Raw genomic sequence first — 22,847 nt, 5'->3', positions numbered from 1 at the left:
CCACTCGCACCATGACCGCCGACGCTTCCCAGCCCCGCAAACGCCGCCTGCCGCGCAGCGCCAAGCTACTGATACTCGCCATCGTCGTGGTGCTGTGCCTGATCTGGATCGGCCTGGCCGTCGCCCATCGCCTGACCCATGTCAGCGCCCAGGACGCTCGCGTCATGACCGACGAGGTCACCGTCAGCAGTCGTCTCGAGGGTTGGGTGACGACGTTCGACCTGATCGAGGGCGACACCCTGCAGCGCGGCGATGCCGTCGCCGCGCTCTACAGCAAGCCGGACCAGCGCAAGCTCGAAGCGCTGACGGCCAGGGTCGCGACCCAACAGGCACGCCTGGCGTACGAGCAGGCACGACTGGCGACGGCCGAGAAACAGTTGAAAGGCGGCATCAGCCTGATGCAGCGTCAGCTGGAGGCGAGCAAGGCGGCCGAGAAGGCCTCCCAGGCCCGGCTGACCGAAGCCGAGCGCGATTTCCAGCGCTCCGACACGCTCTACCAGAAGCGCTCGGTCTCGGAGCAGCGCCGCGATCAGGACTACTACGCCTATCAGGCCGCACTCGCGGAACACGCCCAGGCGCAGCAGGAGGTCCGGGTCAGCCAGGCACTGGCCGACAACGCCGAGGTCGGCTTCATCAACGGTTCGCAGATGCCACTCCCCAATCCCGAGGTGCTGACACAGCAGGTGCGGATCGCCCGCCAGCAACTGGCCGAAACCCAGGCGACGCTGGAAGAGGCGCAGTTGCGCATCGCCGACCTCGAGATCGACAGCCCCGTCGACGGCGTGATCGACAAGACGCTCATCGACCAGGGAGAATACGTCAGCGCCGGCCAGCCCATCGCGATGATGCACGATCCCTCGAAGCTGTGGGTGGAGGCCAACATCAAGGAGACCGATGTCGGTGCACTGCGCACCGGCCAGTCCGTCGCCATTACCGTCGACGCCTTTCCCGACCAGACCTTCAGCGGCCATGTCGCCGTCATCGGCCGCGCCGCGACCAGCCAGTTCGCGCTGCTGCCGGATCCCAATCCCTCCGGCAACTTCACCAAGATCACCCAGCGAATCCCGGTGCGCATCCGCTTCGACGACGGTCCCACCGAACTGATCGGCCCCGGCATGATGGTCGAGGTGGATATCGATGTGAGCGGCGCAGGGGAACGTGAGCCGGCCGACGCATCCTCGGTCCAAAGCTGAGCGAACCCCGCTACCGGCCCAACGCCCGGTCTACGAATGGCTGGCCGATCAGGCCAATGCGCCACCGCAGGAGCATGGCGTGCCACGCGGCAAACCGGCCGAGATTTCTCACACCGATCCGGCTTCGGCATGGTCGGCGCGCACAGCGCGGGGCCGGTTCGGCTGATGCCGGAGACCCTGCGACACGTCAGATCATTGGCCAATCGCCGACCAGTCCTGTTCACCACCATCGGCCTCAATGATCGCGTCCATGCGCGAGGCGATCAGCTCAGTCAGCGGCAGATCGGCGTCGCCTGCCGCCGCGAGCGCCAGTCCCACGTCCTTGCGGCCCAGCCGCATCGGGAACCCCGCCGGCTCGAACCGCTGCTCCGCGATGATCGGGCCGTAGCTCCCGATCAGGCGATTGCCGTAGTTCACGTCGAGCAGCAGTGCCACCATCCGATCCGCAGCGATGCCGTGGGCGGCGACGATGCGGAACTGTTCCGTCAGCATCTGCATGACGGCCGGGATGCCGGCGTTGAGCGCGACCTTCGCTGCTGCGGCCATCACCGGGCGGTCGCCGACCCGTTGCGTCCCCGCCCCGATTACGTCGAACAAGGGCTGTGCGACATCCAGATCCTCCGCCGCGCCCGCCGCGATTATCGACAGCTTGCCGGCCGCTGCCACATCCGGGCGACCCAGCACCTGCGCCGACACGAAACGCTGTCCCGCCGCGGCGTGCGCCGCCGCCAGTCTGGCGGTGAGGTCCACGCTGACCGTGCTGCACGAGATATGGAGCAGGCCGGGACCTGCCGCGAGCAGTCCGCCGTCCCCGAACACGACCGCCTCGACGGCCGCGTCGTCAGCCAGCATCGTCATGACGGTGCCAGCCTGGGCGGCCGCGGCGGGGTCGGCGGCGATCTTCGCACCCCGAGCGGCGAACGGCTCGGCCTTGGCCCGGTCCCGGTTCCAGACGGTGACCTGATGACCGGCCACCACGAGATTGTCGGCCATGCCCGAGCCCATCTGCCCGAGCCCGATAAGTGATACATCCATTTTCATCTCCTTTAGCTCCGAAGTCCCCGGCGATCTGAGTTGACCAACCTGGCGACATCGGCGTTGATCGTTAAGCGTCGACCGGATCGGCAATGTGCGCGACGATGCCGGTTTGGCCCGGCGCGACATAGTCGGCCATGGTGTGGCGATCGGGGAAGTCACCGCCATTTTGCGGCCGGAAGGGGATCGGTGTGTCGGTGAATAGCCCGTCAAGACGCACACGCCATGCTGCCTTGATCTCCTCCACTTCTTCCGCCGTTGAAACGTGACCCGCGCCATAGACCGCGTGCGTCGGGAGCACGTCCATGCCGGGGTAAAACAGCGCGCCATGGGTCAGCGGGAACAGCAGTTGCTCGATCGGCCCGTTGATACCCCGCGGGCCATAGTCGGCCGCTGGGCCGCCTGCCTGCACGTTGACCAGCGCTCGCTTGCCCTTGAGGATGCCCTCGCCAAAGCGGAACTCGTTGGAGCCATTCTGATATCCGTAGGCAAAGCCGAAGGCATAGACCCGCTCTATCCAGCCCTTGAGGATCGCGGGCACGCTGTACCACCACAACGGGAACTGCAGGATCACAGCATCGGCCTCAAGCAGCTTCCGCTGCTCAGCGACCACGTCGGGCGTCTGATTTCCGCTTCCGTATGCATTGCCTGATTCCATGATGAAAGACAGCCGCTCGGGGTTGTCACGCACTGGAAAGTCATCGGCGTCGTACACCGCCTTCCACTTCATGCCGTAAAGGTCCGAATGGATCACGGTGTGTCCCGCTGCCGACAACGTCTCAGCAGTCACATCGACCAACTGCCGTGTCAGCGAAGTGGGTTCGGGGTGCGCGTAAACAACGAGAACTTTCATGATTATCTCTTCCTGATAGTTGGGGGTTGCTAGAATTCGACGACGATCTTGCCGAAATGGCCGCCAGATCCCTGGAGCCGGAAGGCGTCCGCGATTTCGGCCAGCGGAAAGGAGCGGTCAATCGTCGGGTGGCGGTAGCCGGCGTCGATACCGCGGATCAGGTCCAATTGATGCCGGCGACTGCCGACGTTCAGGCCCTGGAGCCGTTGCTGCCGCGCCATGAGCATGCATAGGCGAACAGGTATCCGTGCCGTCGATTGAAGCGCCGCAGGACTTAGCCCGCTCTCGGCCATCGTAGTGCAACTACTTTGGGGGGTTGAAATCGAACGTTTTATGTGTCGTTATCGACACGATGGATACTAGGAATCTCGATCTCGGACTTCTCGTGACGCTTGAGGCCCTGCTTGCGGAGCGCAACGTTACACACGCCGCGCGCCGGCTGAACCTCAGTCAGCCGGCCTTGTCGGCACGGCTGGCAAGACTCCGCAATGCATTCGGCGATCCGCTCCTGATCCCGGGCCAGCGCGGGATGGTTCTGACCCAGCGGGCACTCGAGCTGATGCAGCCACTGCACGAGGCACTGGAGGGTGTTCGCCGCGTCGTCGAGCAAGGAACGCCGATCAATCCGGAGACCCTGCGTGCGACCGTGGTGATCGCCGCGAGCGACTACGTCCAGTATGCGCTGCTGGCACGCTACTCGGTCGCCTTGCGGGCCGAGGCGCCGATGATCCGCATCGCCTGGCGGGCGTTCGACATGATGGCACTCACGACACAGTTGGAGCATGGCGAGGTAGACCTAGCCTTGGCAACGCCCGAACACGCGCCGGCGGTGATGCGCCAGCGCCGACTCTACGAGGAGGAGTATGTGGTCGTCGCACGACAGGGGCACCCAGCCGTACGCGGGGTCCTTGATCTGGACTTGTTCTGCGCGTTGGACCACGTCGTCGTTTCGCCTCAGGGCGGCGGCTTTGCCGGGTCCACCGATGCGGCTCTTGAGGCGATCGGCCGCCGTCGTACCGTCGCCTTGTCCACATCGGGCTTCCTGATCGTGCCGGAGATCGTGTCACGGTCCGATATGATCGCGCTGATCCCACGCCGGATCGCAGACGGTTGGTCAGACCGGGTCCAGGTGCTGGAGCCGCCACTCCTCATACCTGGGTTTGTCATCGCGATGGTCTGGCACGAACGCACGACCAACCATCCAGCACAAAACTGGCTGCGTGACCGGCTTGCTGCGTTGGCGTGACGCTCCGCCCCTAACCGTACCCGGCCACCGGCGGCCCATTTTTCAACAGTCCCGCTCGGTTTCCGAACAGTGCCGCGATCAGGACTACTACGCCTATCAGGCCGCACTCGCGGAACACGCCCAGGCGCAGCAGGAGGTCCGGGGCAGCCAGGCACTGGCCGACAACGCCGAGGTCGGCTTCATCAACGGTTCGCAGATGCCACTCCCCAACCCCGAGGTGCTGAGACAGCAGGCGCGGATCGCCCGCCAGCAACTGGCCGAAACCCAGGCGACGCTGGAGGAGGAGCAGTTGCGCATCGCCGACCTCGAGATCGACAGCCCCGTCGACGGCGTGATCGACAAGACGCTCATCGACCAGGGCGAATACATCAGCGCCGGCCAGCCCATCGCGATGATGCACGATCCCTCGAAGCTGTGGGTGGAGGCCAACATCAAGGAGACCGATGTCGGTGCACTGCGCACCGGCCAGTCCGTCGCCATTACCGTCGACGCCTTTCCCGACCAGACCTTCAGCGGCCATGTCGCCGTCATCGGCCGCGCCGCGACCAGCCAGTTCGCGCTGCTGCCGGATCCCAACCCCTCCGGCAACTTCACTAAGATCACCCAGCGAATCCCGGTGCGCATCCGCTTCGACGACGGTCCCACCGAACTGATCGGCCCCGGCATGATGGTGGAGGTGGATATCGATGTCAGCGGCGCCAGCGAGCGACGGCCCGCGCCGACCGTCGACGGCTGAGCGCAATATTCTTCAAGATTCCCCCGCTCCCCGCCATCTACGCTCCTCTTCCCCCGGACAAGAGGAGCCATCCATGTCATCCGCTATCGTCGTCTCCATGGCCGCTTTCGCCCTGGCCGCCTCGCTATCTCCCGGCCCGGTCAACCTGGTCGCGTTGAGTACCGGGTTGAGCTACGGCTTTCGGCATAGTCTTCGCCACGTGAGCGGTGCCACCTGCGGTTTTACCTTGCTGTTGCTGTCGATCGGCTGGGCGCTGCAGCCGATCCTGAATTGGCCGCTCGCCATGATCGCGATTCGCTGGGCCGGCGTGCTTTTTCTGCTCTACATGAGCGTCGGACTGGCACTCGACGACGGCCATCTCCGCGCCCGCGACTCTCACCGCGCTTCGTTCCGCCGTGGGGCACTCATGCAGTGGCTGAATCCCAAGGCCTGGATGGCCTCCGCGGCGGGCACCGGCGCCTACACGGCTGCCGGCAGCGCCGGTTCCGTCGCGCTGTTCGCGCTGATTTTCTTCGTCATCTGTTATCTGAGCCTGGCGAGCTGGGCCGCGTTGGGCGCCTGGCTGGGAAGCCGCCTGCCGACGCCACGCCAAGTGCGCTGGATCAATCGCGGATTGGCACTGATGCTGTTGCTCAGCGCCTCGAGTCTTGCGGTCGTCCCACTCGGCGATACTGGTCAGGCGTCGCTGCGGTGAAGCGTTTGAAGGTCCGCTGAAAATGCGACTGGTCGGCGAACCGGCACTCGAGCGCCACATCGGCGATGGCACCACCCGCTCTCAGGGCGGCCTGGCCATGGCGAACGCGACAGTCGGTCACAAAGGCATGGGGCGTGATGCCGTACTGGCGCTTGAAGCTTCGCACCAGATGGGCTGGCGATAATCCTGCCTCGGCGGCAATGCGCTCGAGTGGCAAGCACTCGGTGCAGTGGCCGCGAATGAAGTCGACCACCGGCTGCAGCGCCGAGTCGTCGCGCCACGGCTCGGCTCGATAGGCTCCTGGATGCGTCGACAACCGCCGGAAGAATGTCTCGCTTGCCGCAGCCTTGACGACCGGCGGGCAGTCGTCTTCGAACAGCGTGCCGCACAGTCCCAGCAGATCGCGGTACAGCGCTGGCGCGCGCGTCATGTGCATCGCCAACGGCCGAAAGCCACCGTCGCCGATGCCGGCCTCTCGCTGCAGGTCCGAAAGCCAGCGGGCATCGGCATAGAGCATGACGTAGGACCAGGGCGTGTCGTCGATCGGGTTGCAGGCGTGTATCTCGAACGGATTCATGACCACTACCGCACCCTCGGATACCGGTACGGCCCGCCACGGCTCGCCGGGCATCTGATACTCGTAGAGACTGCGTCCGGCCAGCACCGCGCCGATCGAGAACGCCTCGTGGCTGTGCCGCGCATAACCCACGCCCCGACCCTCCCGGGTCAGTCTCGCTTCCAAGAACGGCAATTCGCCGCTGCGCCAGAAGCGCATCTCGCCACGTTGGCGTGAGTATCCCTTCATGAGCTGATCGCCGATGCCTCGATGTGGACAGGTTTCGGGCCGCGATGCGGCCCGGTCTTCCCAGTATGCCAGCGCTCAGGAAGCGCTGAATAGATCGCCGAACGAGATGAAGGGCAAGGCGCACGGAACGCAGAGGCGAGACATGGCATGGGGTCAGACGAGCCTTCGACCGGGCTGGCGCACCAGTACCGCGCAACGCAGCCATTCGCTCGTGCAGGCATTGATGCCGTGGTTCCCTAACGCCCGAACCCGGCTGCATCCGGACTCGCTATTCGTCCTCCCAGCGCCCGGCAGTGACGCTGTGACGACTCCTCGATGACGCGTTTGGCGTCGACCAGTATCTCGCGCCCCCAGAAGGCGGAGTAGGCGCTATCGAACGCAAGCGGTTCCAGGCGTAGGGCGATGCCCGCGACCGTCCCCGCGTCCAGCGGAATGTTGTTGGGATAGGACCACATGAACGATGCCATGCGGTCCGGCGTGACCAGCAGCGTGTCCCCGGTCAGCAGTATCCCGTGCTCGGGCCAGTGCAGCACGCTGGCACCGGGGAAATGACCGCCCAGGCAATGCGCGGTGACGCCGGACAGTATCTCCCGCGAGGCGCCTTCCCAGAAGCGGATTCGCGCATCCGGCACGCTGACCCAGTCACGGTCCTCGGCGTGAACGTAGACCGGACAGTCGAACGCCTGTGCCCACTCCGCCATGGTGCTGAAATAGTGCGGGTGCGACAGCACGATGGCATCAAGCCCGCCGAGTCCTTCGATGATCTCGATGGTCGCCTCGTCGAGCAGCGTCAGGCAGTCCCACAGGACATTGCCCGCCGGCGTCCGTAGCAGGAAGGCGCGCTGACCGATGGCGAAGCTGGGCGTGGTACCTATCGCCATCAACCCCGGCGCCATATGGCGAAAGGTGTTGGTGTGATTGGCCGCCAATTCGCCCGGCGTCGTCCAGCGCTGCCCTTCGACCGGCACGAACTGGCGCTCGTCTTCGCAGATATCGCAGTGTTCCGGCGGCGTATCGCTCTCCGGGTACTGCAAGCCACAAGTGGTGCAGATGAAACCGGTATTACGCATTTCTACCTCTCCGATCAGGAACGAGACATCATCCTCTCTTCTCAAGTTAGCTTGAGGTCAAGGCTTTGCCATGGGCAGTCGACGTTCTGGGTGTCGCATGACCAACCAGCCCGAGATCAGGATCACCATCATTCCGAGCAGGGTCGGCAGGTCGGGAACCTCGTCGAACAACACGACGCCCCAGACAGCGGCAAAGGGGAGATAGGCATAATCGAACGTTCCTACCAACGAAGCGGGAGCGATCTGATAGGCTCGCGCCACGCCCGTGTTGACGCTCACCATCAGTAGCGCATAGAGCAGTATCAGGGCGGCCTCGGCAAGGTCGAGCGGTTGCCACGGGCGACTCAGGAAACCCCGTGTCAGTACCGAGCCATCGGACAGCATCGCCACCAGCCCACTTCCCACGATACCGACCAGCGCAAAGCAGAGATTCAGCCCCAGCGCCAGCACCAGAGGGCGCTCGCTCGCGCAGTGGCGACGCGTCAGCACCATGGCGCCGGCGTAGCAGCAGGCCGCCGCGACCGGCAATGTCATGGCGAGGGAAAATACGCCCAGTCCCGGTCGCAGTACCAGCAGGACACCACCGAAGCCGAGTGCGATCGCCGCCCAGTTCCGGCGGGTGAGCCGCTCTTCGCCGATGGCGGAAGCGAGAACCGCGATGAACAGCGGCGTGGTGTAGATGCCCACGGCTGCAGTGGCAAGCGGGATCAAGGGTAGCGAAGCGTAGAACAGCAACCACATCGCCAGCAACAGCAGACTGCGCAGGATCACCCACCCCGGCCGATCGGGTACCAGCGCCATCCAGCCGCCGCGTAGGAGCAGGCATCCCGCGAGGAGGGGGATCGACATCGACGATGCCGACACCAGCAACTGCCAGAGCGACGGCCCGGCGCCGAGATACTTGACCAGCGCGTCGGACAACGCCAGCAGGCAGACCGACCCGACGATCAGCACCACGCCCTGGGAATGATTGTCATGGCGCTCATGCTGCATGATGATCTCCGTGGTTCACGACGGGTATCACCATGCCCGCGGAGACCGTCATCCGACCAACGACTTCTGCGTCGTTATCCATGAGCTCAGGTTATGAATTGGCTAGGTAAATCGCTGCCGCCCCTGTCGACGCTGCTGCCCTTCGAGGCAGCGGCACGTCTCGAGAGCATCTCGCGCGCGGCCGAGGAACTGCATCTCACCCAGGCCGCCGTCAGCCGCCAGGTTCGCGCGCTAGAGGAGAATCTCGGCGTGGCGCTGTTCGAGCGTCGCAATCGCGGGGTCTTCCTCACCCCGGCCGGTCGCGAACTGGCAGCCACCGTCTCTCGTTCGCTGCGCACCATGGCGGATCGAGCCAACGACATGCGCAGCCCCGGTCGCGGCGCCCAGGTCACCCTGTTCTGCCAACTCTGCGAGGCGTTCTACTGGTTGATGCCGCGCCTGGCCGCCTTCAATCGTCGCCATCCCGATATCGATCTGAAACTGGCCACCTCCACGCGCCCCATCGAGGAACATCACGACCCGTTCGATATCGCCCTGCAGACGAGCGGCAGGCCCAGCGGCAATCACCCCCTGGCGTTCACGGCCAGCGACGAGATCTACCCCATCTGCAGCCCGGATCACCCCGCCGCTCGCGGTCATCCGCGTTCGCTGGCGTCGCTGACGGCGTTCGATCTGCTCCATCACCACGCAACGCCGCCGGACTGGATGGAGTGGCCCGACTGGCTCCGGGCGATGGGGCATTCGCCGGATCCCCCTAACCCCGGAAAGACCTTCGACAGCTATCCGCTGATGCTTCAGGCGACATTGGAAGGCCACGGCGTGGCGCTGGGCTGGCGCCGCACGACCGAGCGGCTGATCGCCTCGGGCGAACTGGTTCGCCCCGTGCGCGAGAGTCTGCATCAATCGGAAGCGATCGCCATCTACACCAGACGGGGCTCACCGGAACGCCCCGCCGCCCGGGCATTGCTCGGCTGGTTGCAGGAAGCGCTGGAGGGCACACCTCCATAGCGCGACCTCCATGCCACCGCTGCTCTCTCTGGCTCCCCGCACGATACTGATCTCCCCCTGCCTGCCCGGGGCGATACGCGGCCCTCAGCCCGAGGCGTCGAGGTGTCGAAGCCAGCCGTCCACGAACGCCTCGCCCGACAGCACCCGGAAATATTCCGTCGAGCGCACGGCAGTTTGAAAATAGGGGTCCCTGTCCGCGGCGAACGTCGGAACGAACCCGGCCCGCCTGGCCCGACGCCGCCGCTGGCGACGATTGGCGCGTGGCGAGAGATCGCTCATGCTGTCCAGCAGCAGCGCCTTGTGTTTCTGTCTTTCCGTGTCGAGCGGCCACAGCATCGGTACCGGCGCATCACCGAACAGCGATTCGATGGCGATGGAACTCGGTGGCATCCAGGCAGGCTGGAAGGCCGGGCCGGGCGGATAGGCACGGCGATAGTGGTTGGCGTAGAGCATGACGCTGGTCGGTCGATGCGCGCTTTTCGACAGTGCCATGGCCAGCGCCAGCGAGGTCGCGCGATGATCGGCATGCGGGTCGAACTCCGGGTCGGTCACCAGTATCGTGTCCGGGCGTATGCCGTCGATCATCTGGCGCAGGGCCGCCAGCACATGCTCGCGTTCGAGTACATCGATATCCGAAAACGGCAATTCCACACGATTGAATGCACGAGCCTCGCGTAGAGGCCAGATGGGTGTCTGGGGAATGCCGTCATGAATCAACGGCCACCCTTGCCCATCCGGCACCCCGACCAACGTCGATCGCTCCGGCGGCAGACCGGCCAGCAATGGCGTGGCGTAGACGTTCCAGCGCCGCCATTCGGCCTTGCGCCGGGTGCCATCCTCCAGCGTTCGGTCCAGTCCGTCCAGGTATTGGCGATCCACGCTCTTGAGCTTCTCGCCACAGGAGAGGGTGACGATGTGCATGGTCTCGGCCTGGTCGGTGTAGAAACCGCCGGCAGCCAGCTCCGCATCGTCTGGATGTGGTGCCAGGATCAGAAATGGGCCGTTCAGTCGGGGGCGCGGGTGCCAGTGAAGACGCGGCGCCCCGGCAAGCCGGGCGCCGTCGATGCCGAGCCGCATCTCGCTCTCCGCGGGGATGTCGGGAGTCAACGGATAGGCGATTCGCTGGCTGTCGCGTGTCGGTTCCAGGGTGAAGGACTCCCTCTCGCGATCGCCACGACCGACAGTGACGATGGGCAGGCCTCGACGCCCCATGCGCCAGCCCTCGATCTTCAGCGTCAGTTCGATCTCCACCATTCCGGCCATACCGGCCATGGCGTCCGGCAGGCGAAAGCGGTAGCCACCGCCGGCCACGGGCTCCGCCTCATTCCGTCCGTTCATGCCACCCCCATCGATTGCAGATGCCGGGTCATGCTGTCGACGTACCGCTCCAACGCAAAACGCGCATTGACGAATTGCCGACCTGCCACGCGCATGCTGTGATGACGCGCCGGATCGCCGAGCACAGCGGCAACGCTCTCGGCCAGTCGCTCCGGCGAGACGCCGAGCGGCACGCGCAGTTGGTCCGTGTCAGGATCGTAGACTTGGGCGGAGATGCTGCTGTGGTCGGCATGTGTCGTGAGCGATTCGACCGCTTCCGTACATGGCAGCGTGAGCCCCGTAACACCCTCGTCCATGGTCTCCGGCAGACCGTCGACCCGACTCCCGATGACCGGACAGCCAACGGCCGCGGCTTCGATGCCGACCATCCCGAAGGTCTCGCGAAACGAGGGAGACAGCAGCAGGTCGAGTCGGGACAGCGCAGTGGGCATGTCGTCGACGAAACCGTGAAAGACGACCCGGTCTTTCAGATGCAGTTCCTCGACCAGACGCTCCAGATCCCGCTGCATCATGCCGCTGCCAAGTACGTGCAGTTCGGCGTCGAGGCCACCATCCACCAGCCGACGAAGCGCGCGAATGGCAATCGGAAAGCCCTTGACCGGCACCAGCCGCCCCGCCACGCCCAGCCGCCAGCGCCGATCGACAGTCGACTCGGGCGCGTCGATGGAAACGCCGTCCTGCAAGGGATGGATCAGGGGATTGTGCTGCACCACCATGGGGCGATCGGTAACGTCCCAGCGCAGTTGCAACATGCGGCGAGCCGCGTGAGATACACAGATTACGCCATCGCAGGCAGCGATGTGCGCCAGTCGCGACGGACTCGGACTGGAGCGCCAGGCAGAGCCGTGATCGTAATGAACCGCTCGCGCGCCGAGCTTGCGATGGGCCGCGATCAGCGGACCGGCGTTGAGTTGGGACCAGCTCAGCAGCACGTCGGGGCGCGGTTGCCCGGTCAGCGCTCGAGACACGCCCCACTGCCGCAAACCCGGCACCCAGGCCGGCAGCTTGACGCCCTGTGGAGACTTGTAGCGAATCACCGGTATGCCCGGCGGCATCCGAGAGGTCATTGCCGCGGCGATCCGGTCGCCCTTGTTGACCACCACGTTGGTGTGGTGGCGTCGAGACAGCTCCTGAATCAGCGTGGCGCAGAGCATGCCAATACCGCCCGCCACGTTGAGACTTGCAAAGTGCGATACGTTCATGAAACCGCCATCCCCATCGAGCCAGCGACGTCCAGCGCCAGCGTGCCCAGCATGGTAAGGGAAGCGGCAGCGAGCGCAAGCGGCGGTTCACCGAAGCCCCTAGACGAGAATGTCCGAGGGCCCGCGAATCTCCGTCTCGATCCGTGTGCCTGTCTCGCGCTCCTCGTTGGAGAACCCGTCGAATTCGACCAGGTTGCCGAAGTCGAGCCCGGCCAGCTCCCCGATCCGGGCCACGCTGCGCTGGTAGGTCCTGTACTGCCCGAACATGAAGCCGAGCCCGTCGAGCTCCCCGGCCTGCTCGATCATGTAAGCCGTGGCAGAGGGTTGACCATCCGCCATGAAGGCCACCACCTTCCAGTACGCCTCGGGGATTCTCACGCCTCGGTAGCGGCGGTCGTCGTCCCGAAACACGGGGCCGGTGAAGACCGTGATTCGCTGCTCGTCGGCGCGGGCGTTCTCCAGCAGATAATCTTCCAGCCCCAGCCAGGTCTGCTGGTTGAAACCCGCCATCTGCGGCGTGCAGTTGGTGAAGTGGAAGGTGTCGGCGTTGGCCTGCTCGGCCTCTGGTCCCCAGTTGGCCGAAGTGCGGCGAACCAGATGCCCCCGGTCCAGCGGATTGCGCGCGTAGAGCGATTCACCGACCTGAAGCGATTCGTCGATTCGGGGATCGAAACGCCAGTTGTCGTTGTGTCTGGGTACACTGTCGAGCCGGCTGCCATCGAGATTGAGGGCGGTGAAGATCGCCAACCTGCGGGAGCACGACATCACGACCGAGAAGTGCGTGTAGTCGAGCCGGCCGTCGTCACGTCCGGGAACCGGCGTAACATCCTCCGCACGTTCTCCGACGGGCTCCGGCAGTGGCACCACGAGGTCGCCCAGAAACGCCGTGTCGTAGCCTTGCCGGTCGTTCAGTGACTCGGTATCGACGGCGCCCATTGACGGCGCTGCCACCATCGATCTTTCGGTGCCAGGGGCAGCGAGGCGACGCAGGTCGCGCAGGCCGGGACGGTGAAATTCCTTGTGGGGCATGGGACTTTACTCTCCAGGGTCCGATCGAGCGCGACCGCCAGCCTGCCACGCCGTCATGAGCGTCGCATGACAGGCCGACGACTTACGTCCAGAAGTTGATCTACGACGGGGCGCAAAGTCGTTGGACTGCACTGTATCGAGACATGCAGCATGTTCAGAAGTCGTGCTCAGCCTCGGTCAGCGACGATGAGCCGACATTCAGCCGCTGCAGATGCAGGCGCCGAGCCAGGCGAATGACCGGCCGAATCAGCATCTCGACGCTACCGATCAAGAACAGCCAGGTACCTGCGTACGCTAGGGAATCGTAGAAGAAAAAGAGGCTCCCGATCACGAACCAGACACCGATCAGGATATCGTTGGCGATGCTCACGACCTCGTAGCGTTGGCGAATTACGAGTTCGTCTCGCCCGAAGTGGAGCGTCAACGCTTTGCTGCCGCCGCCCGCACGCTGTTGGTTGCTCTCGCTCATGTCGCTATCGCTCCGCTTGAAATTCGTCACGCTAGTCTGGTTCAGCCTGACGATGCCCGCAAAGCCGGTTCCCGCCGAGTTATCGAAGCAACGCGCTGGCCCCCATGGGGATTGTCTTCCATGATGGAGTCATACGAATTGGCCTGCTTCAGGCAATCCACATGAAGAGGTGAAAGTCAGTGTCCCATTCGACGCAAACGCGGTATGAGCAGACGCCTGCCGCCGACAACACCACGATGTTCATCTTCGGCGCTGGCGGCGATCTGGTGAAGCGGCTGTTGATCCCTTCACTCTACAACCTGGACCGGGATCGCCTGATCGCCCCGGAAATGCGGATCGTCGGCATCGATCTCGCCGAGCACGACGACGAGAGTTTTCGTCGACATCTCAAGGACTTCATCGCCGACAATCATTCGGAGAGCCGGGGCGGCTCCTTGGACGAGTCCCACTGGCGGGATTTCGAGAAGCGACTGCACTATCGCCAGGGCGATTTCACCGATGACGCCATCTATCGCCAGATCGAGGATGTCATCGCCTCGTCGGGCAGCGACAACGCGCTCTTCTACTGTGCCACGTCGTCGCGCTTCTTCAGCGACATCGCCAGAAAACTCGACGGCGCCGGACTGCTCGAGGAGCGAAACGGGCAATATCGCCGGCTCGTGGTCGAGAAACCGTTCGGTCACGACCTCGAATCCGCACAGACATTGAACGCCAACCTGCTCGAGGTGATGAAGGAAGAGCAGATCTACCGAATCGACCATTTCCTCGGCAAGGAGACGGTCCAGAACATCCTCGTCGCCCGCTTCGCCAACGTCCTGTTCGAACCGTTCTGGAACAATCATTACATCGATCACATCCAGATCACCGCCGCGGAGACGGTCGGCGTCGAGGAACGTGCCGCCTTCTACGACAAGGCCGGTGCGATGCGCGACATGGTACCCAACCACCTGTTCCAACTGCTGGCGATGGTCGCGATCGAACCGCCGGCCGCGTTCGGCGCCGACTCCCTGCGCAGCGAAAAATCGAAGGTACTGGGCGCCGTCCGCCCGTGGACCACCGAGGAAGCCGCCCACCACTCCGCCCGCGGACGCTACGAGAAAGGCACCCTCGACGACCGCCAGGTGCCCGGTTATCTCGACGAAAACGGCGTCGACGCGGACAGCCAGACCGAAACTTTCGTCGCCATGAAGGTGATGGTCGACAACTGGCGCTGGGTCGGCGTGCCGTTTTACCTGCGCACCGGCAAGCGCATGAGCGCGCGGGATACCGAAATCGCGATCTGCTTCAAGCCGGCGCCCTACGCGCAGTTTCGCAACACCGACGTGGAGCGGATGGCCTCCAACTGGCTGATCATCCAGATCCAGCCCAACGAGGGCATGTGGTTCGATTTCCAGGCCAAGCGACCCGGCCCCGAGCTCGAGATGGACACCGTCAAGATGGGCTTCGCCTACAAGGACTTCTTCGATCTACCCGCGGTCACCGGCTACGAGACGTTGATCTACGACTGCCTGACCGGTGACCAGATGCTGTTTCAGCGCGCCGACACCATCGAGAACGGCTGGCGTGCCGTGCAGCCGTTCCTGGATGCCTGGGCTCGGCAGTCCGAGGCCGGGGAATCCGGTATCGAAGGCTATGCTGCCGGCACCGACGGACCCGCCGGCGCCCATGAACTGATCCAGCGTGACGGCCGCACGTGGCACAAGGTAGGGGAAGCGACGGGCCCCGGCGTGGCGCCGGTGCCCGGCAAGCGCTGAGACCGTGGCGCGCGCCGAATCGGACCGCCGCGAACGACGCCGGATAGGCGCGGTCGCTATCAGGTCACCCGCTACGGCTATCAGATCACCCGCTATGGCTACCAGATCTCCCGATACAGCTCGGTCATCTCCTGGTGGCTCGGCACCCGTGGGTTGTTGCCCGGCGAGCCGGAGGCCAGCGCCTGCTCCGCCATGGTGTCGAGCAGCGCGAGGTAGCGCTGCTCGTCGATGCCGTAGTCGCGCGGTCGCGGCACCTCCAGCTCGCGGTTGAGGGCGGCCAGTTCGTCCAGCAGTCGCTGGCCGGCGCGAGCATCATCGTCGACGGCGGCGGCAACGCCCATCGCGCGGGCGCAGGTGGCGTAGCGTTCGCGGGCCTCGGGCAGCGAGAACGCGGTAACCGCCGGCAGCAGCATGGCATTGGACATGCCGTGGGGCACGTGAAAGGCCGCGCCGATCGGACGACTCATGCCGTGCACCAGCGCCACCGAGGCGCTGGAAAAGGCCAGTCCCGCCAGACTCGATCCCAGCATCATCGCTTCCCGCGCCGGACGGTCGTCGGGCTGGTGGTAAACCCGGCGCAGATGGGGGCCGATCAGGCGCATCGCGGCCAGCGCATTGTGATCCGAGAAGGGGTTGGCCTTGCGACTCACGTACGCCTCGATGGCATGGGTCAACGCATCGATGCCGGTATCGGCGGTGACCCGTGCCGGCACCGAGAGGGTCAGCTCGTAGTCGATGATCGCCGCCGCCGGCATGAAGCCGATCCCGGGGCAGAGCATCTTCTCGCCGACACTATCGTCGGTGATGATGGTGAAGCGCGTCATCTCCGAGCCGGTGCCGGCGGTGGTGGGAATGGCGACCAGGGGCAAGCCGATCCGCGCGGCCGAACGCGGAAACTGATAGTCACGGATCGCGCCACCGAAGTGCCCCAGCACGCCGATCGCCTTGGCGGAGTCGATGGGGCTGCCGCCACCCAGCGCGACCAGGCCGTCGAAGGCACCCCGCCCGGTGCCATCGCGCATCGACTCGACGCCCGCGCGAATCGATGCCTCGGTGGGCTCCGGCACCGTATCGGCAAATACCCGGTAGTCGAGATGCGCCGCGTCGAGCAGCGCCTCGACACGCGCCAGATAGCCGAGCTTCACCATGGTGGTGTCGGTAACGATCAGCGGCCGCCGCACGCCCAGCGCCGCGAGCACCTCCGTCAGCCGCTCGAGCGCACCACCACCGACCTCCATGATGCGTGGCATCAGGATGTTGCTGGACATCGACTCTCCTCCTCGTCCGACCTTGCGACCTTTCCAGCGGCACGCCGGCCACCGCCCTCCACAGGCAGCATGCCACGCCATGGCGACGCTGGACGCGAGCCTGCCACCAAAGTGCAAGATCCAGCGACGGCTCTGCCGCCGAGACCGGCTTCGGAGAGCGCGATGCGCAAGGCGCACCCAGCGAGGCCGTCAGGAAACGGAATCCAGTCCCCGCGCCATCAGCTTCTCGACCAGCGGCTGGCCCGCGATCTCGAAGTTCTGGTCGAGCTCGAGATCGCGGAAGCCGCAGCCCGCATAGAAGCGGATGGCGACAACGTTGCCGGCCAGCACCCACAGCCCGACATCGCGATAGCCATGGTCGAGGCACCAGCGGTAGGCCCGGTGCCACAGCGCACTACCCACGCCCTGGCGCTGTGCCCGCGGGGAGACGTAGAAACCGTACAACTCGGCCCAGCCGGGGGTCATCGCACGCACCTCGGGGCGCGCCTCTTCGGTCTGACGGAAAGGGCCGATTCGAACCCATCCCAGTATGTTGCTCCCACGTGATGCCACGAAGACGCTGGTGTCATCCACCAGCGCCTCGCGCCAGGTCTCGACCTTCGACGCAACATCAAGCGACGCCAGCGTAGCGTCGTCGATCAATCCGCGATAATTGTGGCGCCAGGCGTCGACATGAATGCCCGCGATCGACGCCGCATCGTCCCGCGTCGCCCAGCGTACGCTAACGCCGTCCGCCACGTTCACTCCGCCAGCCGGCCCAGCGCGAAGCCGGCGATGGCGGTGTCCTGCACCCCGGTCCCGGTGAGATCGCAGACGGTGATCTGGGAATCCGCAGTACGCAGGCTGCTCCCACCGGCGACCACCCTGCCCAGCTCGTTGATCCGGAAAGGCGCGTCGTGGCCGGCGTAGGCCTTGAGCTCGCCGTTGTTCTCGCTCTGGGCGCGGGCGTCGGCTACGAAATGATCGGCCCGCTCCATCACCGACGAATCGAGTTCGCGCTTGTCCGGGCTATCGGAACCCATGGCGGTGACATGGACGCCATCGCGCAGATGCTCTCCGGAGAGCAGCGGCTCGCGCGACGGCGTGGTGGTGACGATGATGTCCGCCTCGCGGCAGGCGTTGCCGATCTCGGCGTGCACCGTCACGGTCAGCCCGTATTTTTTCTGCATCCGTGCCGCGTAGGCTTCGGCCTTGGCGACGTCCCGCGCCCAGACGTCCAGCGTATCGATGTCGCGCACCAGCTTGAGCGCGGCGACCTGCAGCTCGGCCTGCAGCCCGGCGCCGAGGACGGTGACGCGCTTGCTGTCGGCGCGGGAAAGATGCTTCGCCGCAATGGCGCCGGCCAGCGCGGTTCGAATATCGGTGAGATAGCCTTCGTCGAACAGCACCGCCTCGACCAGCCCGGTCTTGGCCGAGAATACGATCATCAGTCCGTTCAGGCTCGGCAGGCCGAGCTTGGGATTGTCGAAGAAGCCGGGGCTGACCTTGATAGCGAAGCGTTCGTTGCCCTTGATATGGGCGGTCTTGACGTCGACTTCGCCGTTGGACTCCTCGATCGCCATCGACAGGATCGGCGGCTGGACGACGTTGCCCTCACCCAGCGCGCGAAAGCCGGCTTCGACGGCATCCAGCGCGGCATGATCGAGCGTGACGACGTGCTGAATCTGTTCGCGGTTATAGAGTTCCATATTCAATCCTTCTAACCCGTGCAATAGCTATTAAGATTGAGCGGGTCTGAAAAGTCGGCGAGCGAAGGCCAGACCGGGCGCGTAGCTAAGGCAAAAATTAGCGGAAGAGGACCGGGCTGGCGCTCCAGTTTACGGGTTGTAAATGAGTACTTTAAGCTCATTTTTAACGCCGTATGGCCGAGCGCAGGCAGTTTTCAGACGATCAGCGCTCGGGATAATCGATCAGGGCCCTGGCCCGCATCAATGTCTCTGCATCGACACCGTTGCCCGAGACGATCAGTGCGACTTTCTGGCCCCGGATATCGATATCGTGCTCCTCGATGGCGGCGAGCCCGACCGCCGCGGCACCTTCCACCAGCATCTTCTCCTGCTCGAAGAAGTGCAGCATGGCGCGGGCGATCGCCGGCTCCGAGACCCGGTAGTGATCGTCCATCACCTCGCGCACCAGCGCGAACGTGCAGCGGTTGTCGAGCCCGATACCACCACCGAGCGAGTCCGCCAGCGAGGCTTCTTCCTCGACCTCGACCGGCCTGCCGGCTGCGAGACTGTCGATCATCGCCGCGCCGCGCTGCATGCTGACGCCGGTTACCGTGGCGCGCGGATTGACGCCCTTGACCGCGCGGCCGATACCGCCCAGCAGACCGCCACCGGAAAGACCGACGAAGGCACGATCGAGGCTTGGCAGGTCCTCCATCAGCTCCAGGCCGATGGTGCCCTGGCCGGCCGCGATCAGCGGATCGTCGAAGGGTTCGATCAGCGCCATGCCCTCCTCGGCGACCAGGCGCCGCGCCTCGACGAAGGCATCGTCCTGGGAGCGGCCGATCACCCGCGCTTCCGCGCCCAACGCTTCGATGGCTGCCACCTTGTTGGCCGGCACCAGCTCGGAGAGGCAGATCACGGCCCGCGCGCCGAGTCGCTTGGCCGCCCACGCCACCGCACGGCCGTGATTGCCGGTGGAGGCCGTGGTCACGCCGCGCTCGAGCTGCTCCGACGATAGCGAGGCGATCTTGTTGAGCGCGCCCCGCAGCTTGAACGCCCCGCTCGGCTGCAGGGTTTCCAGCTTTAGATAGACTTCGGCCTCGAACCGCAACGACAGGCTCTGGGAGAGGATCAGCGGCGTGCGTGCCGCCTGCCCGGCGAGTCGCTGGCGTGCCAGGTAGATATCGTGAAGCGTGACGGGGTCGGACATGCGGGCTCCCGAAGCAATAATGAAAAGCGGCAGAGCTTTCACCCTGCCGCAGGCGTACGGTTGCATCAAGCCGATACGGCAACAGCCGTCGGCCCAGGCCTATAGCGCCTTTTCGCGGGTCAGCTCGTCGGTCACGCGGTCGACGGCACGCTTGGCGCGAGCGATCACCTCGTCGACCTGGCTGCGGTCGATCACCAGAGGCGGCGCAAAGCCGAGGATATCGCCGTTGGGCATGGCCCGGGCGATCAGGTTCTCTTCCAGCGCCGCCGCGGCGACCCGAGCGCCAACCTTCAATGAGGGATCGAACGGCGTGTACTCGCCCTTCTCCGGCGCGAACTCCAGTGCGGCCATCAAGCCTTCGCCACGTACATCGCCCACCAGCGGATGCTCACTGAAGGTCTTCTTGAGCTGGGCATTGAAGTAGGCGCCGGTCTCGGCGGCGTTACCCACCAGGTTCTCGCGTTCGATGATATCCAGATTGGCCATCGCGGCGGCGGCGCCCAGCGGGTGCCCGGAGTAGGTCCAGCCGTGGCCGATTGGCCCATATTCGCCGGTCCCATCTTCCAGCGCTTTCCATACGCGCTCACCGACGATCACACCGGAAAGCGGCTGATAGGCGCTGGTCAGGCCCTTGGCGATGGTGACCAGGTCCGGCTCGATACCATAGTGCTGGAAGCCGAAATCGCTGCCCAGACGACCGAAGCCACTGACGACCTCGTCGGCGATCAGCAGGATGTCGTGGCGCTTGAGCACGGCCTGGATCGCCTCCCAGTAGCCTGCCGGCGGCGGAATGATGCCACCGGTGCCGAGCACCGGCTCGCCGATGAAGGCGCCGATGGTTTCCGGGCCTTCGCGCTGGATCAGCGCTTCGAGCTGCTCGGCACAGTAGACCGAGAACTCGCGCTCACTCATATCGCCGCGCTCCCTCCTATAATAGTAGGGGGCCTTGGTGTGCAGAATGCCCTCGATAGGCAGGTCGAAATGCTGGTGGAACGCGGGCAAACCGGTCAGCGAACCGGCGGCGATGCTGGAACCGTGGTAGCCCCGCTGACGCGCGATGATCTTTTTCTTCTTCGGCTGGCCGGTGACGTTGTGGTAGTAGCGCACCAGCTTGATCTGGGTCTCGTTGGCGTCGCTGCCGGAAAGCCCGTAGTAGACCTTGTTCAAACCGTTGCCGGCGAGCCTGGCGATCCGTTCGGACAACGCGATCAGCGGCTCGTTGGAGTGACCGACATAGGTGTGGTAGTAAGCCAACTCCTTGGCCTGGGCGTAGATGGCATCGGCGATCTCGGTGCGGCCGTAGCCGATGTTGACACAATAGAGCCCGGCGAAGGCGTCGATCATCTCGCGGCCGTCACGATCGACGATGGAGATTCCCTTGCCGCCGGTGATGATGCGTCCCGGCGCGTCGCCGTGGGCGTGATCACGCAGATGGGTGGATGCGTGGAAGACATGGCGGCGATCGTTGTCGATCAGGGTACGGGTATCGGTCATAACCTTTCCTTAACCAAAACGAAACGCCATCGCTTGTCCGGACGGCGTTTCAGGAGCGGGCGCAGCGGTCGGGGTGACCCTTGTGTCATACCCGCGTTGAAAGTCCTGGAACTTATGAATTACTCGCCGAGGGCATATTGCCGAGGCAGTAGTACTTGGTATCGAGATACTCGTCGAGTCCCGCGGCGCCGCCCTCGCGACCGAGGCCGGACTGCTTGACGCCGCCGAAGGGGATCGGCGCGCCGGTCATCTTCACGCTGTTGACGCTGACCATGCCGTACTCGAGCCCGCGCATCAGCTTCCAGATACGACGCACGTCGTGGGTGTAGACGTAGGCGGCGAGCCCGTACTCGGTGTCGTTGGCGAGCTGGATGACTTCGTCGTCGTCATCGAACGCACAGACCCCCGCGACCGGCGAGAAGGTCTCCTCGCGAAACACACGCATCTCCGGGGTGATATCGGCCAGCAGCGTCGGCATGAAGAAGTTCTCGCCGGGCGCCTGGCCCCCGCCGCCCAGTTGGCGCGCGCCCTTCTGGATGCCGTCCTCGACGATACCCTTGGCCATGTCGACCGCGCGCTGGTGGATCAGCGGGCCGATATCGCTCCCTTCGAGACCGTTGCCGACCTTCAGCGCCTGCATATGCACCACGAAGCGTTCGACGAAGACATCGTAGATCTTGCGGTGAACGAAGATACGGTTGGCGGCGAGACAATCCTGCCCGGCGGTCTGGAACTTGGCGGCGACTGCCTCTTTCGCCGCCGCATCCGGATCCATGTCGTCGCAGACGATGAACGGCGCGTTGCCGCCCAGCTCCAGCGACATGCGCTTGACGCTGGAGGAACTCTGCCGCATCAGCAGCTTGCCGACGCGGGTCGAGCCGGTGAACGAGATATTGCGAATGCGGTTGTCGTTGCACAGCACCTCGGACACGGTCGCCGGGTCGCCGGTGACGACGTTGAACACGCCCGCCGGAATACCGGCCCGCTCGGCCAGCTCGGCCAGTGCCAGCGCGGAGTATGGCGTCTCATTGGCCGGCTTGACGATCACAGTGCAACCAGCAGCCAGCGCCGCCCCGGCCTTGCGGGTGATCATCGCCAGCGGGAAATTCCAGGGCGTGAACATCGCCGAGACGCCCACCGGCTCCTTGATCGTGCCCAGTGCGGCGTTGGGGATATGGCTGGGAATGGTCACACCATAGGCACGCTTGGCCTCTTCGGCGAACCACTGAATGAAGCTGGCGCCGTAGTCGACCTCGCCACGGGAATCGTCGAGCGGCTTGCCCTGCTCATAGGTCATCAGCAGCGCCAGGTCTTCCTTGTATTCGTGCAGCAGGCGATACCAGGCGTTGAGCTTCTCGGCCCGCTCGTGGACATTGATCGCCCGCCACTCAGCGAAGGCGCCCTCGGCGGCGGTCACCGTCTCGGTGATCTGGGCCGCTTCCAGTAGCGCGCAGTGGCCCAGGATCTCTCCCGTCGCGGGATCGACGACCGCTTCCTCGCGGCCCTCGCTACCGTGGGTCCACTTGCCGTCGATATAGGCGTACTGACGGAAAAGCCGGGGATCGTTGAGTTTCATGTCGCCTCCTGCAAGGTGTCGGCGGTGAGCAGAACGGCTTGCCTATCCTGCGAGTGCGACCATGTTATCGATTCTGCAGCGAGGAATTTTTTTGTCTCGGCCGATTTACGGTCCGTTTTCTTTCGAAAGGTTTAGCGGGAGTTACGATTTTTTTGGCGGGATGTGCGACGGAACGAATGAGCCCGGCTTGGGCCGGGCTCATCGTCA

22 protein-coding genes are annotated in these 22,847 nt (G+C 64.8%); 6 read left to right on the top strand and 16 right to left on the bottom strand.

Features of this window, described 5'->3' with window-relative positions; all coding sequences use genetic code 11:
• The first annotated feature begins 11 nt into the window (after positions 1 to 11).
• The gene (locus F0A16_RS16995; protein ID WP_187776056.1) at positions 12 to 1,193 is read left to right on the top strand and encodes an HlyD family secretion protein; all 1,182 of its coding nucleotides are present in this window, start codon (positions 12 to 14) and stop codon (positions 1,191 to 1,193) included.
• A 192-nt stretch (positions 1,194 to 1,385) separates the two neighbouring features.
• Here the strand turns inward: F0A16_RS16995 and F0A16_RS16985 are convergent, their stop codons facing one another.
• From F0A16_RS16985 to F0A16_RS16975, 3 genes are all read right to left on the bottom strand, one after another.
• Entirely contained in the window at positions 1,386 to 2,228 is an 843-nt protein-coding gene (locus F0A16_RS16985; protein ID WP_149436562.1) for an NAD(P)-dependent oxidoreductase, read from the bottom strand.
• 70 nt (positions 2,229 to 2,298) lie between these two features.
• A complete protein-coding gene (locus F0A16_RS16980; RefSeq protein WP_149436561.1) occupies positions 2,299 to 3,081 on the bottom strand; it encodes an NAD(P)H-dependent oxidoreductase in 783 nt (260 codons plus the stop codon).
• Positions 3,082 to 3,110: 29 nt separating this feature from the next.
• A complete protein-coding gene (locus F0A16_RS16975; protein WP_239023865.1) occupies positions 3,111 to 3,302 on the bottom strand; it encodes a zinc-binding dehydrogenase in 192 nt (63 codons plus the stop codon).
• A gap of 164 nt (positions 3,303 to 3,466) precedes the next feature.
• On the opposite strand from F0A16_RS16975, the gene F0A16_RS16970 reads away from it, so the two are divergent.
• The 3 genes from F0A16_RS16970 to F0A16_RS16960 all read left to right on the top strand — a co-directional run bounded on the left by F0A16_RS16970 (position 3,467) and on the right by F0A16_RS16960 (position 5,757).
• Positions 3,467 to 4,327 carry a LysR family transcriptional regulator gene (locus F0A16_RS16970; protein ID WP_223119812.1) on the top strand — a complete coding sequence of 287 codons (861 nt, stop codon included), beginning with the start codon at positions 3,467 to 3,469 and terminating at the stop codon, positions 4,325 to 4,327.
• Entirely contained in the window at positions 4,311 to 5,063 is a 753-nt protein-coding gene (locus F0A16_RS16965; protein ID WP_239023864.1) for an HlyD family secretion protein, read from the top strand. Before F0A16_RS16970 ends, F0A16_RS16965 begins: the two co-directional genes overlap by 17 nt.
• Before the next feature lie 73 nt (positions 5,064 to 5,136).
• Positions 5,137 to 5,757, top strand: a complete 621-nt coding sequence (locus tag F0A16_RS16960) for a LysE family translocator (RefSeq protein WP_149436560.1) — start codon at positions 5,137 to 5,139, stop codon at positions 5,755 to 5,757.
• On the opposite strand, the gene F0A16_RS16955 is transcribed toward F0A16_RS16960, so the two are convergent.
• The 3 genes from F0A16_RS16955 to F0A16_RS16945 form a co-directional block, all read right to left on the bottom strand.
• Positions 5,696 to 6,562, bottom strand: coding sequence for an AraC family transcriptional regulator (locus F0A16_RS16955; protein ID WP_149436559.1), 867 nt, complete (start codon positions 6,560 to 6,562; stop codon positions 5,696 to 5,698). The genes F0A16_RS16960 and F0A16_RS16955 overlap by 62 nt on opposite strands.
• Positions 6,563 to 6,798: 236 nt before the next feature.
• Positions 6,799 to 7,632: an MBL fold metallo-hydrolase gene (locus F0A16_RS16950; RefSeq protein ID WP_149436558.1), complete on the bottom strand. Its 834-nt coding sequence runs from the start codon at positions 7,630 to 7,632 to the stop codon at positions 6,799 to 6,801.
• Positions 7,633 to 7,689: 57 nt separating this feature from the next.
• Positions 7,690 to 8,625 carry a DMT family transporter gene (locus F0A16_RS16945; protein WP_149436557.1) on the bottom strand — a complete coding sequence of 312 codons (936 nt, stop codon included), beginning with the start codon at positions 8,623 to 8,625 and terminating at the stop codon, positions 7,690 to 7,692.
• A gap of 93 nt (positions 8,626 to 8,718) precedes the next feature.
• On the opposite strand from F0A16_RS16945, the gene F0A16_RS16940 reads away from it, so the two are divergent.
• Entirely contained in the window at positions 8,719 to 9,633 is a 915-nt protein-coding gene (locus F0A16_RS16940; protein WP_149436556.1) for a LysR substrate-binding domain-containing protein, read from the top strand.
• An 84-nt stretch (positions 9,634 to 9,717) separates the two neighbouring features.
• Here the strand turns inward: F0A16_RS16940 and F0A16_RS16935 are convergent, their stop codons facing one another.
• The 4 genes from F0A16_RS16935 to F0A16_RS16920 all read right to left on the bottom strand — a co-directional run bounded on the left by F0A16_RS16935 (position 9,718) and on the right by F0A16_RS16920 (position 13,671).
• Positions 9,718 to 10,971 (bottom strand): PIG-L family deacetylase, encoded by a 1,254-nt coding sequence (locus F0A16_RS16935; RefSeq protein WP_149436555.1) that lies wholly within the window; start codon positions 10,969 to 10,971, stop codon positions 9,718 to 9,720.
• Positions 10,968 to 12,173, bottom strand: a complete 1,206-nt coding sequence (locus F0A16_RS16930; protein WP_149436554.1) for a glycosyltransferase family 4 protein — start codon at positions 12,171 to 12,173, stop codon at positions 10,968 to 10,970. Before F0A16_RS16930 ends, F0A16_RS16935 begins: the two co-directional genes overlap by 4 nt.
• A gap of 99 nt (positions 12,174 to 12,272) precedes the next feature.
• Complete coding sequence (locus F0A16_RS16925) at positions 12,273 to 13,202, bottom strand: DNA/RNA non-specific endonuclease (RefSeq protein WP_149436553.1); 930 nt, start codon at positions 13,200 to 13,202, stop codon at positions 12,273 to 12,275.
• Between the two features lie 154 nt (positions 13,203 to 13,356).
• Complete coding sequence (locus F0A16_RS16920; protein ID WP_149436552.1) at positions 13,357 to 13,671, bottom strand: YrhK family protein; 315 nt, start codon at positions 13,669 to 13,671, stop codon at positions 13,357 to 13,359.
• A gap of 179 nt (positions 13,672 to 13,850) precedes the next feature.
• On the opposite strand from F0A16_RS16920, the gene zwf reads away from it, so the two are divergent.
• Complete coding sequence (gene zwf / locus F0A16_RS16915; protein ID WP_149436551.1) at positions 13,851 to 15,425, top strand: glucose-6-phosphate dehydrogenase; 1,575 nt, start codon at positions 13,851 to 13,853, stop codon at positions 15,423 to 15,425.
• 98 nt (positions 15,426 to 15,523) lie between these two features.
• Here zwf and F0A16_RS16910 read toward each other — a convergent pair whose 3' ends face one another.
• The 6 genes from F0A16_RS16910 to F0A16_RS16885 form a co-directional block, all read right to left on the bottom strand.
• On the bottom strand, positions 15,524 to 16,693 hold the full coding sequence (locus F0A16_RS16910) for an iron-containing alcohol dehydrogenase (protein WP_149436550.1): 1,170 nt from the start codon (positions 16,691 to 16,693) through the stop codon (positions 15,524 to 15,526).
• A gap of 189 nt (positions 16,694 to 16,882) precedes the next feature.
• Entirely contained in the window at positions 16,883 to 17,431 is a 549-nt protein-coding gene (locus F0A16_RS16905) for a GNAT family N-acetyltransferase (RefSeq protein WP_187776055.1), read from the bottom strand.
• Positions 17,432 to 17,433: 2 nt separating this feature from the next.
• Positions 17,434 to 18,381 carry a cyclodeaminase gene (locus F0A16_RS16900; protein ID WP_149436548.1) on the bottom strand — a complete coding sequence of 316 codons (948 nt, stop codon included), beginning with the start codon at positions 18,379 to 18,381 and terminating at the stop codon, positions 17,434 to 17,436.
• A 202-nt stretch (positions 18,382 to 18,583) separates the two neighbouring features.
• Complete coding sequence (gene eutB, locus F0A16_RS16895) at positions 18,584 to 19,570, bottom strand: hydroxyectoine utilization dehydratase EutB (RefSeq protein ID WP_149436547.1); 987 nt, start codon at positions 19,568 to 19,570, stop codon at positions 18,584 to 18,586.
• A gap of 99 nt (positions 19,571 to 19,669) precedes the next feature.
• Complete coding sequence (locus tag F0A16_RS16890) at positions 19,670 to 21,064, bottom strand: aminotransferase (RefSeq protein ID WP_149436546.1); 1,395 nt, start codon at positions 21,062 to 21,064, stop codon at positions 19,670 to 19,672.
• A gap of 112 nt (positions 21,065 to 21,176) precedes the next feature.
• Positions 21,177 to 22,640: an NAD-dependent succinate-semialdehyde dehydrogenase gene (locus tag F0A16_RS16885; RefSeq protein ID WP_149436545.1), complete on the bottom strand. Its 1,464-nt coding sequence runs from the start codon at positions 22,638 to 22,640 to the stop codon at positions 21,177 to 21,179.
• Between the last annotated feature and the right edge of the window lie 207 nt (positions 22,641 to 22,847).

Origin of the sequence: Salinicola corii (genome assembly GCF_008298015.1) — a bacterium.
Lineage (GTDB): Bacteria > Pseudomonadota > Gammaproteobacteria > Pseudomonadales > Halomonadaceae > Salinicola > Salinicola corii.
This window is presented reverse-complemented; position numbering and strand designations above follow the sequence as displayed.